Source organism: Roseovarius aestuarii, from assembly GCF_019966515.1.
Taxonomy (GTDB): Bacteria; Pseudomonadota; Alphaproteobacteria; order Rhodobacterales; family Rhodobacteraceae; genus Roseovarius; species Roseovarius aestuarii.
The window spans coordinates 118,723-132,690 of sequence record NZ_JAIMIB010000002.1; the positions used below are offsets into that span (position 1 = coordinate 118,723).

Consider the following 13,968-nt stretch of genomic DNA (forward strand, 5'->3'; position numbering starts at 1 on the left):
TGCGTGTAACACCCGAATAACCAGTGGGATCACGTTTCAAAGATCGGCGTGGAATTCCTCGATCAGATGACGGACGACGGCCTGTAGCGCGTGTTCGTGATCGTCGCCGGCTTGCACGGCTTCCTCATAGGTGCGGCGTTGGCGTGTCGAACTGGTGCCAAGGCGCAGAATGTCACGGGCGCCTTCGACTTCTTTCACTGACTCGAAAAACTGCGCGTCTTCCTCGATCAGGTCTAGGATCTCCTCGAAGAGTTCCGCGGTGGGCACGATCTCGCTGCGGCCGAAATCAATCAGCCCCTCGCGGATGCCGTAGCGCTGCGCCCGCCAGCGGTTTTCCGCAACCAGGAAGGCATCGTAAATCCGCCAGCGCTGGTTTCGTGTGGCCAGTCGGTGGAGCATCCGGGTGATGGCCTGGGTCAGGGCCGCCAGTGTCAGGGTGTGTTCCAGCCGGGGCTGCACGTCGCAAATACGCGACTCGATGGTGGGGAACTTGGACGACGGGCGCAGATCCCACCAGATTTTCGAGCTGTCCTCGATCACGCCCAGTTGGATCAACACATCTACCGAGCGTTCGAACTCGCTAAAGCTCTCCATGCGCGGCGGCAGGCCAGTCCGGGGCAGGTTATCGAAGACGGTCAGCCGGTAACTGTCGAGCCCGGTATCGCGGCCCTGCCAATAGGGCGAAGAACAGGACAGCGCCAAGGTATGGGGCAGGAAATAGCTGAGTTGGTTGATGATATCGATACGTCTGTCGGGGCTCGCGATACCGACATGAATATGCATGCCGCAGATCAACATGCGGCGAACCACGCCCGCCAGATCATGCGAGAGGTCGTTATAGCGTTCCTTGTCGGTGTGGTGCTGGTCGCGCCAGTCGGAAAACGGGTGGCAGGAGGCGGCGATAGGAGCGAGGTTGAACTTGGCGGCGTTCTCGGAGACGCAGCTGCGCAGGCGTTTGAGGTCATCGCGCGCCTCGGCCACGTTTTTGCAGACCTTGGTGCCGATCTCGATCTGGCAGTTCAGGAATTCCGGGCTGACCTGATCTTTCAGCTCGCTTTTGCAGGCGTCCATCAATTCCGCCGGGGCCTCTGCCAGGGCAAGGCTGTCGCGATCGACCAGAAGGTATTCTTCTTCGATGCCGATGGTGAAATCACTGTCTGATGCCAAAGCTATCCCCTGTCCTGAATTGACATCAGGATGCAATCTGGCCGGGGTTTTGGCAAGCTGGGCTTTAGGTCAACTGGCTAAGGCACCACCGTGCCAGAGGGAGAGGTCAGTTTTTCCGAGGCATGGCGGCACGATGCGTTGGTGCCAGGAGTTCGTCCTGATTGTGTTTGGCCAGCGCGCGGGTTTCAGCGTCGATCTTGGCAAAGCGCGAGGGCAGCGCGCGGCGCAACAGGGCAACGGAAATCTCGGTTTCGGAATGCAATTGATCCGCAAGGCTGTTCGACGACTCGTTTTGCCACAGAATGCGCGCTTGAGCGGGGCGTTTGGGCCGTGCCGTGCTTGCCTCGCAGGGCTGTTTCGCCGGAACCGGCGGGGTTTCAATCTGCGTGCGTGTTTGGGGCTGCGAGCGTGTGTGGGAGTGAGCAAAACGCGTGTGGCGCTTGGTAAGGCCCGGCGCGTGTATGCTGCCGTCAGTCTTGCTATTACTAAAAATCTTAAACATCCATATCCCCATGTTATCTTGATTAATGCTTAAGTAACAAAATGGGCAAAATTGTGTTGTGCGCGGGGCCAACAGGTGCCGAGTGAAGCAGGCCGCAAAAGAAAAGCGCCCGCCGAAGCGGGCGCTTTTGGGATTTAGGGTCAGACCCTGGATTTGGTAATTAATCCATTGCCTTGAAGTTAAATTCGCCGCCTTCTTTGATGCCCGAGGGCCAGCGCGCTGTTACGGTCTTGGTACGGGTGTAGAACTTGAACGAATCCGGTCCGTGCTGGTTCAGATCGCCGAACATCGATTTCTTCCAGCCGCCGAATGTGTGATAGGCCAATGGCACCGGAATGGGCACGTTGATGCCGATCATGCCGATGTTGATGCGATGCGCAAAATCGCGCGCCGTGTCGCCATCACGGGTATAGATGGCCGTGCCGTTACCGTATTCATGGTCCATCGCAAGGCCCATCGCCTCTTCGTAGGAGCCGGCGCGCACCGTGCTGAGGACCGGACCGAAAATTTCCTGCTTGTAGATGTCCATGTCGGGGGTGACGTGGTCAAAGAGATGCGGACCGACGAAAAAGCCGTTTTCATAACCTTGCAGTTTGAAATCACGGTTATCGACAACCAGCCTGGCGCCCTGATCAACACCGGACTGGATGAGGCCCATGATCTTTTCCTTGGAAGCGGCAGTCACAACCGGGCCAAAATCAACATCATCGCCGTCCGTGTAGGGCGCGACGCGCAGTTTTTCGATGCGAGGTACCAGCTTTTCAATCAGGCGGTCTGCGGTTTCATCGCCAACAGGAACGGCAACCGAAATTGCCATGCAGCGTTCGCCTGCTGCGCCGAAACCGGCCCCCACTAGCGCGTCGGCGGCCTGATCCATATCCGCGTCGGGCATGACGATCAGGTGGTTCTTGGCGCCGCCAAAACATTGCGCGCGTTTGCCGTTGGCGGTGGCACGGCTGTAGATATATTGCGCGATCGGGGTCGAACCCACGAAAGACACACCACCGATGAGGTCGTGATCCAGCAGGGTATCCACGGCTTCTTTATCGCCGTTCACGACCTGGAAGACGCCGGCGGGCAGTCCCGCCTCGACAAAGAGTTCGGCCAGCATCAGCGGCACAGAGGGGTCACGCTCGGACGGTTTCAGCACCACGGCGTTGCCGCAGGCCAGCGCCGGGCCAACATGCCAGAGCGGCATCATCGCAGGGAAGTTGAAGGGCATGATCGCGGCGACAACACCCACGGGCTGACGCATGGAATACATGTCGATACCGGGGCCGGCATCATCGGTATATTCACCTTTCAACATCTGTGGCGCGCCAATGCAGTATTCGATCACTTCCAGACCACGCTGCAGGTCGCCCTTGGCATCGGGGATGGTCTTGCCGTGTTCACGGCTGAGCGCCTCGGCCAGTTTGTCCATGTCGCGGTTCATCAGGCCAACCATGGCCATCATCACACGTGCGCGTTTCTGCGGGTTTGTGGCGCCCCAGGCGACCTGCGCCGCGGCGGCATCCTCGACCGCCTTGGTGGTCTCGGCCGCGCTGGCCATAGGGCATTTCGACTGAACCTCGCCGGTGGCAGGGTTGAAAACATCGTCAAAACGACCAGACGAGCCCTTGGTTTGAGCGCCGTTCAGAAAGTGCGTCAGTTCTTGCATTGCGTCCTCCATGAATTTTGAGCGCAGCGTAGCGTTGCAATTTTGATTGTAAAAGAGGCAATTTTCCAAAAGAGATTTGCAAAAATGCAAAACGCTCGAAAAAGGATGATGGTGATGGGAACGCAGTGGGATGATCTGAAAATTTTCCTGGCGGTGGCGCGGCGCGAAAGCCTGTCGGGGGCAGGGCGGGTGCTGAAGGTCGATCCGGCCACGGTGGGTCGCCGGGTTGCCCGGCTTGAGGCGTCATATGGCGCGCCGCTTTTTGCAAAGTCACCAACCGGTTACGCGCTGACCGATGCGGGCCAGCGGTTGATTGCCCATGCGGTGCGGGTCGAACAGGCGATGGAGGACGCCACTGAGGAGATGATGGGCACCACCGGCGGTTTGACCGGTCAGATCAGAATCGGTGCGCCGGACGGATCAGCCAACTTCCTGCTGCCGCAGGTGCTTGAGCGGATTTCCGACGACAACCCCGATCTGGATATTCAGCTTGTGGCTTTGCCGCGGGTTTTCAACCTGACCCGGCGCGAGGCGGATATGGTTGTGGCGGTCAGCCCGCCCACTGCCGGGCGCCTGACGGTTCAGAAGGTTACCGATTACAAGCTGCATCTGGCGGCGTCCGAGGAATATCTGGCGAAATACCCGCCGATCACTTCGCTGGACGATCTGAAAGGCCACCGGATCGTCGGCTATATTCCCGACATGATTTTCGACAAGGAGTTGGATTACCTGAGCGAAACTGGGGTCGAGCGGGTCAATCTGGCCTCGAATTCCGTTTCGGTGCAGATCAACTGGGTGCGTCATGGCAGTGGCATTGGCATCATGCATGATTTCGCGATGCCCTGGACCAACGGGTTGCGGAAAATCCTGACCGATGAGGTTAGTCTGACGCGCAGCTTCTATCTGGTGCGTCATGCCGACGATCGGCGGCTGGAGCGGCTGAACCGTTTCGCCACCGCGCTCGTCGATGGAATGCGGCACGAGGTGGCGCGTCTAGAGGCGTTGACTTGACAGTAGGGGTCTCATGCGGGAACCTCAGGAAAACGAAACAATTTTTAGCGGAGGCCCGCCATGCTGGTGCAACAAATCCTTAAGTCCAAGGGCGATGAGGGCGTGATCACGGTGAAGCCCTCGATGCTGGTCTCTGACGCGGCGAGCATTCTGGCTGAAAAGCGGATTGGCGGCCTGGTCGTGTCCAAGGATGGCGACAGCGCCGACGGCATTTTGTCAGAGCGCGACATCGTGCGGTCGCTTGCGATGCGCGGGGCCTCTTGCATGAATGACAAGGTCGAGGATCTGATGACCCGTAACCCGGTCTGCTGCTCAAAGCAGGACACGTCGGATGCGGTTCTGACGCGGATGACCGATGGCCGGTTCCGCCATATGCCGGTGGTGGCGGACGGCAAGCTGGTGGGGATCGTCACCATTGGCGATGTGGTCAAGGCCCGCCTGCAGGAACTGGCGATGGAAAAAGATGCCCTGCAGGGCATGATCATGGGCCACTAAGCCCTTGCATTCGGCGCCGCGGTATTATTGCGTGACGCCGAACGCCATTTTCTAGGATTCCGCCCATGCGCATTGGTCTTTACCCCGGCACGTTTGATCCGATCACGCTGGGTCATATTGATATCATCCGCCGTGCCGCCGTGCTGGTGGATCGCCTTGTGATTGGCGTGGCGATCAATCGCGATAAGGGACCGCTTTTCTCACTCGAAGAGCGCGTGGCGATGATCGAGGCGGAATGCGCGATCCTTTCTGAGCAGACCGGCACCGAGATTGTCGTACATCCGTTCGAGAATCTACTGATCCAGTGCGCGCAGGATGTCGGTGCCCAGATGATCGTGCGTGGTTTGCGGGCAGTGGCCGATTTCGAATATGAGTTTCAGATGGTGGGGATGAACCGGGCGATGGATGCGTCGGTCGAAACGGTGTTTTTGATGGCAGACGCCAATCACCAGGCGATTGCATCGAAACTGGTCAAGGAAATCGCCAGGCTGGGCGGCGATATTTCAAAATTCGTGACGCCTGCAGTAAAGGACGCTTTGCTGCGGAGCTATGCGTGACCGGGGGCGGGATGTCTGAGGTATTCAGAAACACGTCAACGGCGCTGCCATTGCCCAAAGGTGAGACGCTGGTGGCCAGAACTACCGAAGCCAACTGGCAGCAAACCGGTACCGATGGGTTTCTGATCAAACCGCTTTTTGAGGATACGATATCAGGCCAGCGTACCTGGCTGATGAAAGTCGACCCCGGTGCGCTGGCGCCGCCCCATGCCCATAGCGAGACCGAGCAGATCTACGTGATCGAAGGCTCTTTTTATGATGACGAAAACACCTATGGCCCCGGCGATTTCGCCATCCGTGCCCCCGGCGTGATGCATACGGGCGGCAGCAAAGACGGGGCGGTCGTGATGCTGATCTATTCATAAGCAGTTTCTGTGGCTACCGGAGGCGATATCGCAAACGCCCGCTAAGCGGACCGAAACTGCCGTTTGTTGTGCTTGCGCTAATGTCCGCATTGCAGCATGCGGCGTGGCCTCAATCTCCTCAGCAATATCTTCGCTTGTTTCAAACAGACCCGGTTTGTAGAAATCCAACAGCTCAGCCCGTGCCAAATCAAATCTGGTTCAGATGCCAATCCGGATAGAATCCCGATCGATTGCAATAAGTCGTAACATCGTGGCCGGCAAATAAACCATCGCGTTCAACTAGTACGATGCGCCATCCCTGGACCGCTGCCAGATCCGCATTTGCAATTATGACCGGGCGAGAATGTGCGCCGAGCGACGCTTCGAACATCCTCTGGCGCAACTCTGACCAGTTTACGGAAGACAAGAACAGAAAGCCGTCAACATGGTCGAAGTCCGCGCGGACATCACCGAGGCGAATGACCTCAGAACCTACATCACTCATCCTGTCTGCGGGCCGCCGCAATCCCATCCCAGACACCCGGTTTGAGCGCGGCAAGTGCTGCGTCCCGGCTGGTGATGACCTCGGCACTTTCAATGGAAATCCCTAGCCTTTCGACCTTGGCCAAAGTGCCGGCGCGATCATAACTTGTGGCATTGGTCAGGACGCGGACCTTGCAGCCAAGGGCGCGTAGTTCGTCTAACCGGCGACCAGCCCCTTCGATCAATGTCTCACCGACATTGATCACACCGAATGCGTCGAACACAAATATTGTCGCGCTTTCGGCGATATCGGTCAGCGCTGCATTTTTCGAGTTTTGATCTGGCTGCTTGTTGCCGGAAAGTGGGACCGAACCTGTTGGTAGCGATCAAAAATCTCAGGAGCAGTAAGCATGGGTCTTGATGGCCTTCGGATTGATGTCTGCGACGGGTGCTCGATTTGAATTGGTCGTTCAACTGCAGCGGCCAAAGCAGTCCTTACTGATCAGTAACTGTACGGGGCCGGGCGTCAGGCCCTGCAAGATTGAAATTTCGCTTGCGGCAACGCGTGCCGAAACCGCAATTTTTTCTTTGTTAATCGGGACATTCAACAGTAGCCTTAAGCCCAATGGGAGGAGACTTATTATGAATATGACAACCAAGTTATTGTCGGGCGCGGCCTTTGCTTTCTGCCTGTCACTGGCAACGGGGCCGGTTGCGGCGCAGGATTGTCCGCGCGGCGATCTGGATGAACGCTTTTGCGACGCCGATGGCGACCTGCTGGCGGACACACCCACCGATGAAAGCGAGCTGATTGATCCCGACACGCTGATCTTTGCCTACACGCCGGTCGAAGACCCGGCGGTTTATAAAGAGGCCTGGGCCGATTTCCTGACGCATCTTGAAGCCGAGACCGGCAAGAAGGTCACGTTTTTCCCGGTTCAGAACAACGCCGCCCAGATCGAGGCGATGCGCTCGGGCCGCCTGCATATCGCAGGCTTCAATACCGGGTCGAACCCGCTGGCAGTAAACTGTGCGGGCTTCAACCCGTTTACGATCATGGCGGCCGAGGATGGCAGCTTTGGCTACGAGATGGAAATCCTGACCTATCCCGGATCGGGTATCGAAAAGGTCGAAGACATTTCCGGCAAGCAATTGGCGTTCACGTCACCCACATCGAACTCGGGTTTCAAGGCGCCCTCGGCGATTCTGAAAAGCGATTTCGACTTACTGCCCGAGCGCGATTTCGAACCGGTCTATTCCGGCAAACATGACAACTCGATCCTGGGCGTGGCCAACAAGGACTATCCCGCTGCCTCGATTGCCAATTCGGTGCTGGCGCGGATGATCGAGCGGGATGTGGTCAAGGAGGAGCAGTTGGTTTCGATTTACAAGTCGCAGACATTCCCGACCACCGGCTATGGCGTTGTCTACAACCTCAAGCCCGAACTGAAAGAAAAGATCAGGAACGCGTTTTTCAACTTTGAATGGGACGGCACCAGCCTGAAAGAAGAGTTCGAGAAGAACGGCGAGGGCCAGTTCCTTGAGATGACCTATCAGGAATATTGGGAGGTGATCCGCAAGATTGATGCTGCCAACGGCGTCAGCTACGCCTGCGAGTAACACGGTCAAAGATCAGGCAGGGGGCGGCGGTTTCGGGCCGCCCTTTTCCATAGGAAAAATTGGGGCGGGAGGGCTTTCATGCTGCGGCTTGAAAAGCTGGTGAAGACCTACAAGACCGGGGATCAAGCGCTTAAGTCCGTCGATCTTGAAGTGCCCGATGGCCAGGTTCTGGCACTGATCGGTCCGTCTGGGGCAGGTAAGTCAACGCTGATCCGCTGCATCAACCGTCTGGTCGAGCCGACGTCGGGCAATGTCTTTCTGGGTGGTGTGGAACTAACCGGGCTCTCGTCGGGCAACTTGCGCAAAGAGCGCCGCCGCATGGGGATGATTTTTCAGGAATACGCGCTGGTGGAACGCCTGACGGTAATGGAGAATGTTCTGTCAGGCCGTCTGGGTTACGTAAGTTTCTGGCGCAGTTTTCTGCGTAAATATCCGCAAAAAGACGTGGACGAGGCGTTTCGCCTGCTGGATCGCGTAGGCCTGCTTGAGATGGCCGACAAACGCGCTGACGAACTGTCGGGCGGACAGCGGCAACGTGTGGGCATCTGCCGGGCGCTGATCCAGGATCCGGCACTTTTGCTGGTGGACGAACCAACGGCCTCGCTAGACCCCAAAACCTCTCGCCAGATCATGCGGCTGATCTGCGAGCTTTGCAAGGAGCGTGGTCTGGCGGCAATCATCAATATTCATGACGTGGCGCTGGCACAAATGTTCGTGCAGCGGGTCATCGGGTTGCGGTTTGGTGCTGTCGAATTCGATGGCCCGCCCGATGCGCTGACACCCGTTGTATTGACCACGATCTATGGCGAGGAAGACTGGGAAGCGACCATCGATAAGATCGACGAAGAAGGCGACGAACCCGAGGCCGCCGAATGAGCAAGGACCTCAACAGCCTCGTTGGCAAGCCCTGGAAAAAGCCTCCGTTCATTCAGCGCGGCTGGTTGCGCTGGTCGCTGGTGTTGGGGTTTGCGGTCTATATGGTGGCCGCAGTCCTGACGATCGAAGTGAATTGGGCCCGCGTCTACGAGGGTCTGGAGCGCGGCAAGCAGTTTATCCTGGCGTTCACCAGCCCCGACTTTGCATCACGCTCCGGCGATATCTGGGACGGAATGCTGGAAAGTATCATTATGACAGTTGCGGCCTCGGTGGTGGGGATAGGTATTTCGATCCCGATCGCATTGGGGGCCGCGCGCAATGTCGCGCCATTGCCTGTCTATCTGATCTGCCGCGGCATCATCGCGATCAGCCGGGCCTTGCAGGAAATCATCGTTGCGATCCTTCTGGTAGCGATTTTCGGCTTCGGTCCGCTGGCGGGCTTCCTGACGCTGAGCTTTGCCACGATCGGCTTCCTGTCGAAGCTGCTGGCCGAAGATATCGAGAGCATGGACAAGGTGCAGGCCGAGGCAATCAAGGCATCAGGGGCCCACTGGGGGCAGTGGATCAATTACGGCATTCAGCCACAGGTCATGCCACGCCTGATCGGTCTGTCGATGTACCGCATCGACATCAATTTCCGCGAAAGCGCCATTCTGGGTCTTGTAGGAGCCGGCGGTATAGGTGCAACGCTGAATACTGCCTTTGACCGTTATGAATATGACACGGCGGCTGCGATTCTGCTGATCATCATCGTGATCGTCATGGCGCTTGAATACCTGTCGGGCATCATCCGCGAGAGGGTGCAGTAATGCCGGTTCAGGACGTTCAGGGACAAAAGGTCTGGCAGCGCCGAACCGGTCGGGAATCGCTGTTCCACTGGCTGCTCTGGCTGGCAGGAATCGCGGTTTTCGCCTATTGCTGGCAACAGATTTCGAACGCGACGACTTGGTTCTTTGTCTGGGACGCGCCCAGCATTGCCGGCGATATCTGGCGCCGGGCCACCCCGCCGAAATGGGAATACATCACGCAACTGGGCGAACCCATCTGGGACACGCTTAACATCGCGACACTGGGGACAATTATCGCCTTGTTCCTGGCGGTGCCGGTTGCCTTTCTGGCCGCGCGCAACACTACCCCTTCGACACTGTTCATTCGTCCGATTGCGCTTCTGATCATCGTATCCACCCGCTCCATCAACTCGCTGATCTGGGCGCTTTTGCTGATCGCGATCATCGGACCCGGTGTCTTTGCCGGGGTGATCGCCATCGCAATCCGATCGATCGGCTTCTGCGCCAAGCTGCTCTACGAGGCCATCGAAGAGATCGATCACACGCAGGTCGAAGCCATAACGGCCACCGGTGCGTCGCGCTGGCAGGTGATGGCCTACGGGATCGTGCCGCAAATACTGCCTGCGTTTGCGGGCATCGCGGTCTTCCGCTGGGACATCAACATTCGCGAGTCTACCGTTCTGGGGCTCGTTGGCGCGGGTGGTATCGGGTTGCAACTTTCTGCATCGCTCAATGTGCTGGCCTGGCCGCAAGTAGCACTAATACTTTTGGTGATCCTTGCTGCGGTAGTTATCTCAGAATGGGTCTCCGCAAAAGTTCGCGGCGCTATCATTTAGCTTTCAGGCAAAATTCGTTTGGATAGATGGATGAGTTCCCCTGTAAGCCGACTTTCATTCGGTTCGCAGCGTCCTTCCGCTTTGGGTTCGAAGCAGACCTTCGTCGAACCTGACATGACGTTACTCAGTAGTCTCGTAGGACATATCATCGCCAGAAGGCCATCCATTCGATCATGTCTGTGAGCTTTCGGCTTAGAAACAGCGTTGCCGACAGGTCATTCATCAGCCAGTCACCACACAGCCCAATCAGGATGAGTGCGCCTAGGGCGAGGGCGATCTGGTTGGTCATCTTGGGCTGTCCACAAAGAAAAATCCCGCCCGGTATGCCGGACGGGACGAATCTGTGCAAGATTTCAATGGTTAACCCAGCTTGCCCATTAGCACGGCAACATCGGCCATGCGGCAGGAGAAGCCCCATTCGTTGTCATACCAGGCCAGCACGCGGACCAGCCGGTTGCCGATGACCCTGGTCTGGTCGGGGGCAAAGATCGAGCTTTCCTCGGTATGGTTGAAATCGATCGACACCTTGGGTTCGGGATCATAGCCCAACACGCCTTTGAGCGGACCGGCGGCAGCGGCGGCAACGACTTCGTTTACGTCGGCCTCGGACACGTCGCGGGCGGCGATGAAGGTCAGGTCCACGGCAGACACGTTCGGTGTGGGCACGCGGATGGCCGAACCGTCAAGCTTACCTTTTAGCGCGGGGAGCACTTCACCCAGTGCTTTCGCGGCACCGGTCGAGGTGGGGATCATCGACATCGCGGCAGCACGGGCGCGGTAGAGATCCTTGTGGCGGCGGTCGAGCGTCGGTTGATCGCCGGTGTAGGCGTGAATCGTGGTCATGATGCCAGATTCAATACCGATGCCTTCGTGCAGCACCTTGGCCACGGGCGCGAGGCAGTTGGTGGTACACGAGCCGTTCGAGATCATATTCTCACCGGCTTGCAGATCGCCATCGTTCACGCCAAGGACCACGGTGCGGTCGACATTCTTGCCGGGCGCCGAGAGCAGTACTTTCCTGGCGCCGCGCTCAAGATGTTTGCGGGCCTTCTCGCCATCGTTGAACTTGCCGGTGCATTCCAGCACGACGTCGACGCCGGACCAGTCAAGTTCGTCCATGTCATAGGTCGAGAACATTTGCATCGGGCCCTTGCCCAGATCCATCGTGCCGTCGCCCAGCGTGATCTCGTTCGCGAAACGACCATGCACGCTGTCATATTTAATCAGGTGTGCTGCGGTTTCCAACGGGCCGGTGGCGTTGACCTTGACGACTTCGATATCATCGCGCGGGCTTTGCGCAATATGAGCAAGGGTACAGCGGCCGATGCGGCCAAAGCCATTGATGCCGACTTTGATGGTCATGGCGGTTTCCTCTGTATCTAATTGTTGCCCGCGATATAGACCTGCCGGAACGGCCCTGAAAGGCGAAAATCGCCAAATATCCTACTGTTAGCGATAAACACTGTTTTCGTATTTGGGTCAGTGCGTTTGATTGCGCTAACAGATTCCGCGATGCAGAGCTCTTAGCGCGCGTTCTAATTCGCTTTTCAACCCATTGGTGTTCACGACCTCGGACCGTACGAACGGTCTGGTTCACTTTCTTTAAACCTTTGGACGTCTGATGCGCACAAGACGGGACTTACCCGGCTCGGCGGCAGATACAGCACAAGATATTACTAAGGAGCGTCTGAGGATGATTATGGATTTCTTTCGGCAATAGGGCGCGACGGGGCAAGCGCCTGAGCAGAAAGCCAGCGCAACCGGCTCGCTGATGGCGTGGCATGGTGCCGGGCGGGTAGCCTGGAGTCCACGCGATACGGTGACGCTTACCCGTGCCGGGTTCAGCGGCAATCCGGTCGGATTTCGCTGCGTCAAGATGATCGCCGAGGCGGCGGCGAGCCTGCCGCTGGTGTTGCAGGATGCCACGCAGCGTTATGCCGAACACCCGGTGCTGGGGCTGATCAAAAGTCCGAACCCGATACAAGGGCGCGCTGAACTCTTCGAGGCTTTGTACGGTCAGCTGCTGCTAACCGGGAACGCCTATATCGAGGCCGTGGGCGGCGTTACAGCCCTTGATGCTTTGCGCCGGTTTCGATGCGGTGGAACGTGGCGGAGAGTTGAAATGTCGTAACCGTAACGGCACGGTTACGGCGGCGATTTCAGTCGACGAGATGGTCCGTGATCCGGAAAGTGATGGCATTATCGAGACGACGCGCGGCAGCGTGGCCGCGTTGCCGAGCCGCGTCAGGTTGCGTTTCATTGATGCGGACAGCGAATTCGAGGTGCGCGCGGAGGAGGCGGTTTTGCCGGATGAGGATATACAGAGTGCCTCGCAATCGGAAATGCCTGTCTGCCTGACCCGGACAGAGGGACGCCAGACCGTGGAACGCTGGTTGGCAGAGGCGCGCGTGTCGGCAGACACCGTGCGGCTGACATTGCCGCCATCACGGCTGGATGTCGGGGCCGGAGATGTTATCGAACTGGGAGATACCGGCGAAGCCAGGCTTTTTCGCGTGGACCGAGTTGAGCAGATGGGCAATGCGCAGCGCGTCGAAGGGGCACGTATCGAGCCTGAAAGCTACCGCCCGATTGACATTGACGAAGTGGTTCCGAGGATGCGTTCGATTTTGCCGCCGGTGCCGGTGACGCCGCTGTTTCTGGATTTGCCGCTCTTGACCGGTGATGAAACGCCGCACGCGCCGCATGTGGCGGTGATGGCCGATCCCTGGCCCGGCGCGGCGGCGATCTATTCTTCGGATGTCGACGCGAACTACCAATTAAACCAGATTGTTCCGGCGCGGGCGCCGGTTGGCATCACCGAAACTGCGCTGGCCCCATGCGGTGCAGGGTTGGTTGATTATGGTGCCGACCTGATCGTGAAGATGGAATTCGGCGTTATGGAAAGCGTCGTCGATGACGCCTTTCTGGCAGGGGCCAATCTTTGTGCGATCGGGGACGGTACACCGGATGGCTGGGAGCTGTTCCAGTTTCGCGACGCCGAGTTGATCGCGACGAATACCTATGCGCTGAGGCATCGTTTGCGGGGGCAGTTGGGGACCGAAACGGCGCAGGGCGGTGACTGGCCCGCTGGCTCATTTGTTGTGCGGCTTGATGGCACCTCGGTGCAGATCGGTATGGCTGAGAGGAAACGCGGATTGCTACGTCATTACCGGGTTGGACCGGCGGATCGACCGATGGATGACGATGCCTATCAATATGGCGCGCTGGCCTTTGACGGTATCGGGCTGAAACCGTACAGCCCGGTGCATCTGCGCGGTGTGCTCGAGCCTGGGGGCGATCTGAGCTACAGCTGGATCCGGCGCACCCGGATCGGTGGAGATATCTGGAACACGCCCGATGTTCCGTTGAACGAGGAAAGCGAACAATATCTGCTGCGGGTAATGCAGGGAGCGACGCTGCTGCGCGAAGAGATGTTGACCGCGCCGAGTTGGAGCTATCCATCTGCTCTGCAGGCGGCGGATGGGCTGAACGGGGACTTTGACATCGAGGTCGCCCAAGTATCGGCAAGCTTTGGCCCGGGCACGTTCGCGGTGTTGCCGCAGTCGATTTGAGGGAATTGGAGCGTCGTCCCTGAACCGTGGCTCACGAACGGCGCTTTATCATGAAAA

At 58.1% G+C, this 13,968-nt stretch carries 17 protein-coding genes; 10 read left to right on the forward strand and 7 right to left on the reverse strand.

Annotation, left to right across the window (positions count from 1 at the left end; translation table 11 throughout):
- Positions 1-36 precede the first annotated feature (36 nt).
- From LC334_RS03705 to LC334_RS03715, 3 genes are all read right to left on the reverse strand, one after another.
- Positions 37-1,167: a carboxylate-amine ligase gene (locus tag LC334_RS03705; RefSeq protein ID WP_263286354.1), complete on the reverse strand. Its 1,131-nt coding sequence runs from the start codon at positions 1,165-1,167 to the stop codon at positions 37-39.
- A gap of 106 nt (positions 1,168-1,273) precedes the next feature.
- Positions 1,274-1,669 (reverse strand): hypothetical protein, encoded by a 396-nt coding sequence (locus LC334_RS03710; protein ID WP_139836288.1) that lies wholly within the window; start codon positions 1,667-1,669, stop codon positions 1,274-1,276.
- Between the two features lie 160 nt (positions 1,670-1,829).
- The gene (locus LC334_RS03715; protein WP_085799159.1) at positions 1,830-3,329 is read right to left on the reverse strand and encodes a CoA-acylating methylmalonate-semialdehyde dehydrogenase; all 1,500 of its coding nucleotides are present in this window, start codon (positions 3,327-3,329) and stop codon (positions 1,830-1,832) included.
- 114 nt (positions 3,330-3,443) lie between these two features.
- Here LC334_RS03715 and LC334_RS03720 point away from each other — a divergent pair, with 114 nt between their 5' ends.
- From LC334_RS03720 to LC334_RS03735, 4 genes are all read left to right on the forward strand, one after another.
- Entirely contained in the window at positions 3,444-4,340 is an 897-nt protein-coding gene (locus tag LC334_RS03720) for a LysR family transcriptional regulator (protein ID WP_085799160.1), read from the forward strand.
- 60 nt (positions 4,341-4,400) lie between these two features.
- A complete protein-coding gene (locus LC334_RS03725) occupies positions 4,401-4,835 on the forward strand; it encodes a CBS domain-containing protein (RefSeq protein WP_085798908.1) in 435 nt (144 codons plus the stop codon).
- A 65-nt stretch (positions 4,836-4,900) separates the two neighbouring features.
- On the forward strand, positions 4,901-5,392 hold the full coding sequence (gene coaD, locus LC334_RS03730) for a pantetheine-phosphate adenylyltransferase (RefSeq protein WP_085798909.1): 492 nt from the start codon (positions 4,901-4,903) through the stop codon (positions 5,390-5,392).
- A gap of 11 nt (positions 5,393-5,403) precedes the next feature.
- Entirely contained in the window at positions 5,404-5,757 is a 354-nt protein-coding gene (locus tag LC334_RS03735) for a cupin domain-containing protein (protein WP_085798910.1), read from the forward strand.
- 187 nt (positions 5,758-5,944) lie between these two features.
- Here LC334_RS03735 and LC334_RS03740 read toward each other — a convergent pair whose 3' ends face one another.
- Together LC334_RS03740 and LC334_RS03745 are read right to left on the reverse strand one after the other, a co-directional pair.
- Positions 5,945-6,241: a hypothetical protein gene (locus tag LC334_RS03740; protein ID WP_223412872.1), complete on the reverse strand. Its 297-nt coding sequence runs from the start codon at positions 6,239-6,241 to the stop codon at positions 5,945-5,947.
- On the reverse strand, positions 6,234-6,503 hold the full coding sequence (locus LC334_RS03745; RefSeq protein ID WP_223412873.1) for an HAD family hydrolase: 270 nt from the start codon (positions 6,501-6,503) through the stop codon (positions 6,234-6,236). The genes LC334_RS03740 and LC334_RS03745 overlap by 8 nt, the downstream gene beginning before the upstream one ends.
- Before the next feature lie 358 nt (positions 6,504-6,861).
- On the opposite strand from LC334_RS03745, the gene phnD reads away from it, so the two are divergent.
- The 4 genes from phnD to phnE (LC334_RS03765) all read left to right on the forward strand — a co-directional run bounded on the left by phnD (position 6,862) and on the right by phnE (LC334_RS03765) (position 10,339).
- Complete coding sequence (gene phnD / locus LC334_RS03750; RefSeq protein WP_085798911.1) at positions 6,862-7,839, forward strand: phosphate/phosphite/phosphonate ABC transporter substrate-binding protein; 978 nt, start codon at positions 6,862-6,864, stop codon at positions 7,837-7,839.
- Positions 7,840-7,917: 78 nt separating this feature from the next.
- Positions 7,918-8,715: a phosphonate ABC transporter ATP-binding protein gene (gene phnC / locus LC334_RS03755; protein WP_085798912.1), complete on the forward strand. Its 798-nt coding sequence runs from the start codon at positions 7,918-7,920 to the stop codon at positions 8,713-8,715.
- On the forward strand, positions 8,712-9,524 hold the full coding sequence (phnE, locus tag LC334_RS03760; RefSeq protein ID WP_085798913.1) for a phosphonate ABC transporter, permease protein PhnE: 813 nt from the start codon (positions 8,712-8,714) through the stop codon (positions 9,522-9,524). Before phnC ends, phnE (LC334_RS03760) begins: the two co-directional genes overlap by 4 nt.
- Positions 9,524-10,339 carry a phosphonate ABC transporter, permease protein PhnE gene (gene phnE, locus LC334_RS03765; RefSeq protein WP_085798914.1) on the forward strand — a complete coding sequence of 272 codons (816 nt, stop codon included), beginning with the start codon at positions 9,524-9,526 and terminating at the stop codon, positions 10,337-10,339. The genes phnE (LC334_RS03760) and phnE (LC334_RS03765) overlap by 1 nt, the downstream gene beginning before the upstream one ends.
- Before the next feature lie 145 nt (positions 10,340-10,484).
- Here phnE (LC334_RS03765) and LC334_RS03770 read toward each other — a convergent pair whose 3' ends face one another.
- Entirely contained in the window at positions 10,485-10,628 is a 144-nt protein-coding gene (locus LC334_RS03770) for a hypothetical protein (protein ID WP_176237612.1), read from the reverse strand.
- A gap of 71 nt (positions 10,629-10,699) precedes the next feature.
- Positions 10,700-11,701, reverse strand: coding sequence for a type I glyceraldehyde-3-phosphate dehydrogenase (gene gap, locus LC334_RS03775; protein WP_085798915.1), 1,002 nt, complete (start codon positions 11,699-11,701; stop codon positions 10,700-10,702).
- Between the two features lie 409 nt (positions 11,702-12,110).
- Here gap and LC334_RS03780 point away from each other — a divergent pair, with 409 nt between their 5' ends.
- Positions 12,111-12,470: a phage portal protein gene (locus LC334_RS03780; RefSeq protein WP_370737935.1), complete on the forward strand. Its 360-nt coding sequence runs from the start codon at positions 12,111-12,113 to the stop codon at positions 12,468-12,470.
- Positions 12,415-13,911: a phage tail protein gene (locus LC334_RS03785; protein ID WP_085798916.1), complete on the forward strand. Its 1,497-nt coding sequence runs from the start codon at positions 12,415-12,417 to the stop codon at positions 13,909-13,911. The genes LC334_RS03780 and LC334_RS03785 overlap by 56 nt, the downstream gene beginning before the upstream one ends.
- Positions 13,912-13,968: the final 57 nt, after the last annotated feature.

Excerpts from the sequence above, each read along its gene's own strand:
- LC334_RS03710 (WP_139836288.1), bottom strand. The coding sequence starts at position 1,669 with ATGTTTAAGATTTTTAGTAATAGCAAGACTGACGGCAGCATACACGCG.
- LC334_RS03715 (WP_085799159.1), bottom strand. The coding sequence starts at position 3,329 with ATGCAAGAACTGACGCACTTTCTGAACGGCGCTCAAACCAAGGGCTCG.
- LC334_RS03720 (WP_085799160.1), top strand. The coding sequence starts at position 3,444 with ATGGGAACGCAGTGGGATGATCTGAAAATTTTCCTGGCGGTGGCGCGG.
- LC334_RS03725 (WP_085798908.1), top strand. The coding sequence starts at position 4,401 with ATGCTGGTGCAACAAATCCTTAAGTCCAAGGGCGATGAGGGCGTGATC.
- coaD (WP_085798909.1), top strand. The coding sequence starts at position 4,901 with ATGCGCATTGGTCTTTACCCCGGCACGTTTGATCCGATCACGCTGGGT.
- LC334_RS03735 (WP_085798910.1), top strand. The coding sequence starts at position 5,404 with ATGTCTGAGGTATTCAGAAACACGTCAACGGCGCTGCCATTGCCCAAA.
- LC334_RS03740 (WP_223412872.1), bottom strand. The coding sequence starts at position 6,241 with ATGAGTGATGTAGGTTCTGAGGTCATTCGCCTCGGTGATGTCCGCGCG.
- phnD (WP_085798911.1), top strand. The coding sequence starts at position 6,862 with ATGAATATGACAACCAAGTTATTGTCGGGCGCGGCCTTTGCTTTCTGC.
- phnC (WP_085798912.1), top strand. The coding sequence starts at position 7,918 with ATGCTGCGGCTTGAAAAGCTGGTGAAGACCTACAAGACCGGGGATCAA.
- phnE (WP_085798913.1), top strand. The coding sequence starts at position 8,712 with ATGAGCAAGGACCTCAACAGCCTCGTTGGCAAGCCCTGGAAAAAGCCT.
- phnE (WP_085798914.1), top strand. The coding sequence starts at position 9,524 with ATGCCGGTTCAGGACGTTCAGGGACAAAAGGTCTGGCAGCGCCGAACC.
- LC334_RS03770 (WP_176237612.1), bottom strand. The coding sequence starts at position 10,628 with ATGACCAACCAGATCGCCCTCGCCCTAGGCGCACTCATCCTGATTGGG.
- gap (WP_085798915.1), bottom strand. The coding sequence starts at position 11,701 with ATGACCATCAAAGTCGGCATCAATGGCTTTGGCCGCATCGGCCGCTGT.
- LC334_RS03780 (WP_370737935.1), top strand. The coding sequence starts at position 12,111 with ATGGCGTGGCATGGTGCCGGGCGGGTAGCCTGGAGTCCACGCGATACG.
- LC334_RS03785 (WP_085798916.1), top strand. The coding sequence starts at position 12,415 with ATGCTTTGCGCCGGTTTCGATGCGGTGGAACGTGGCGGAGAGTTGAAA.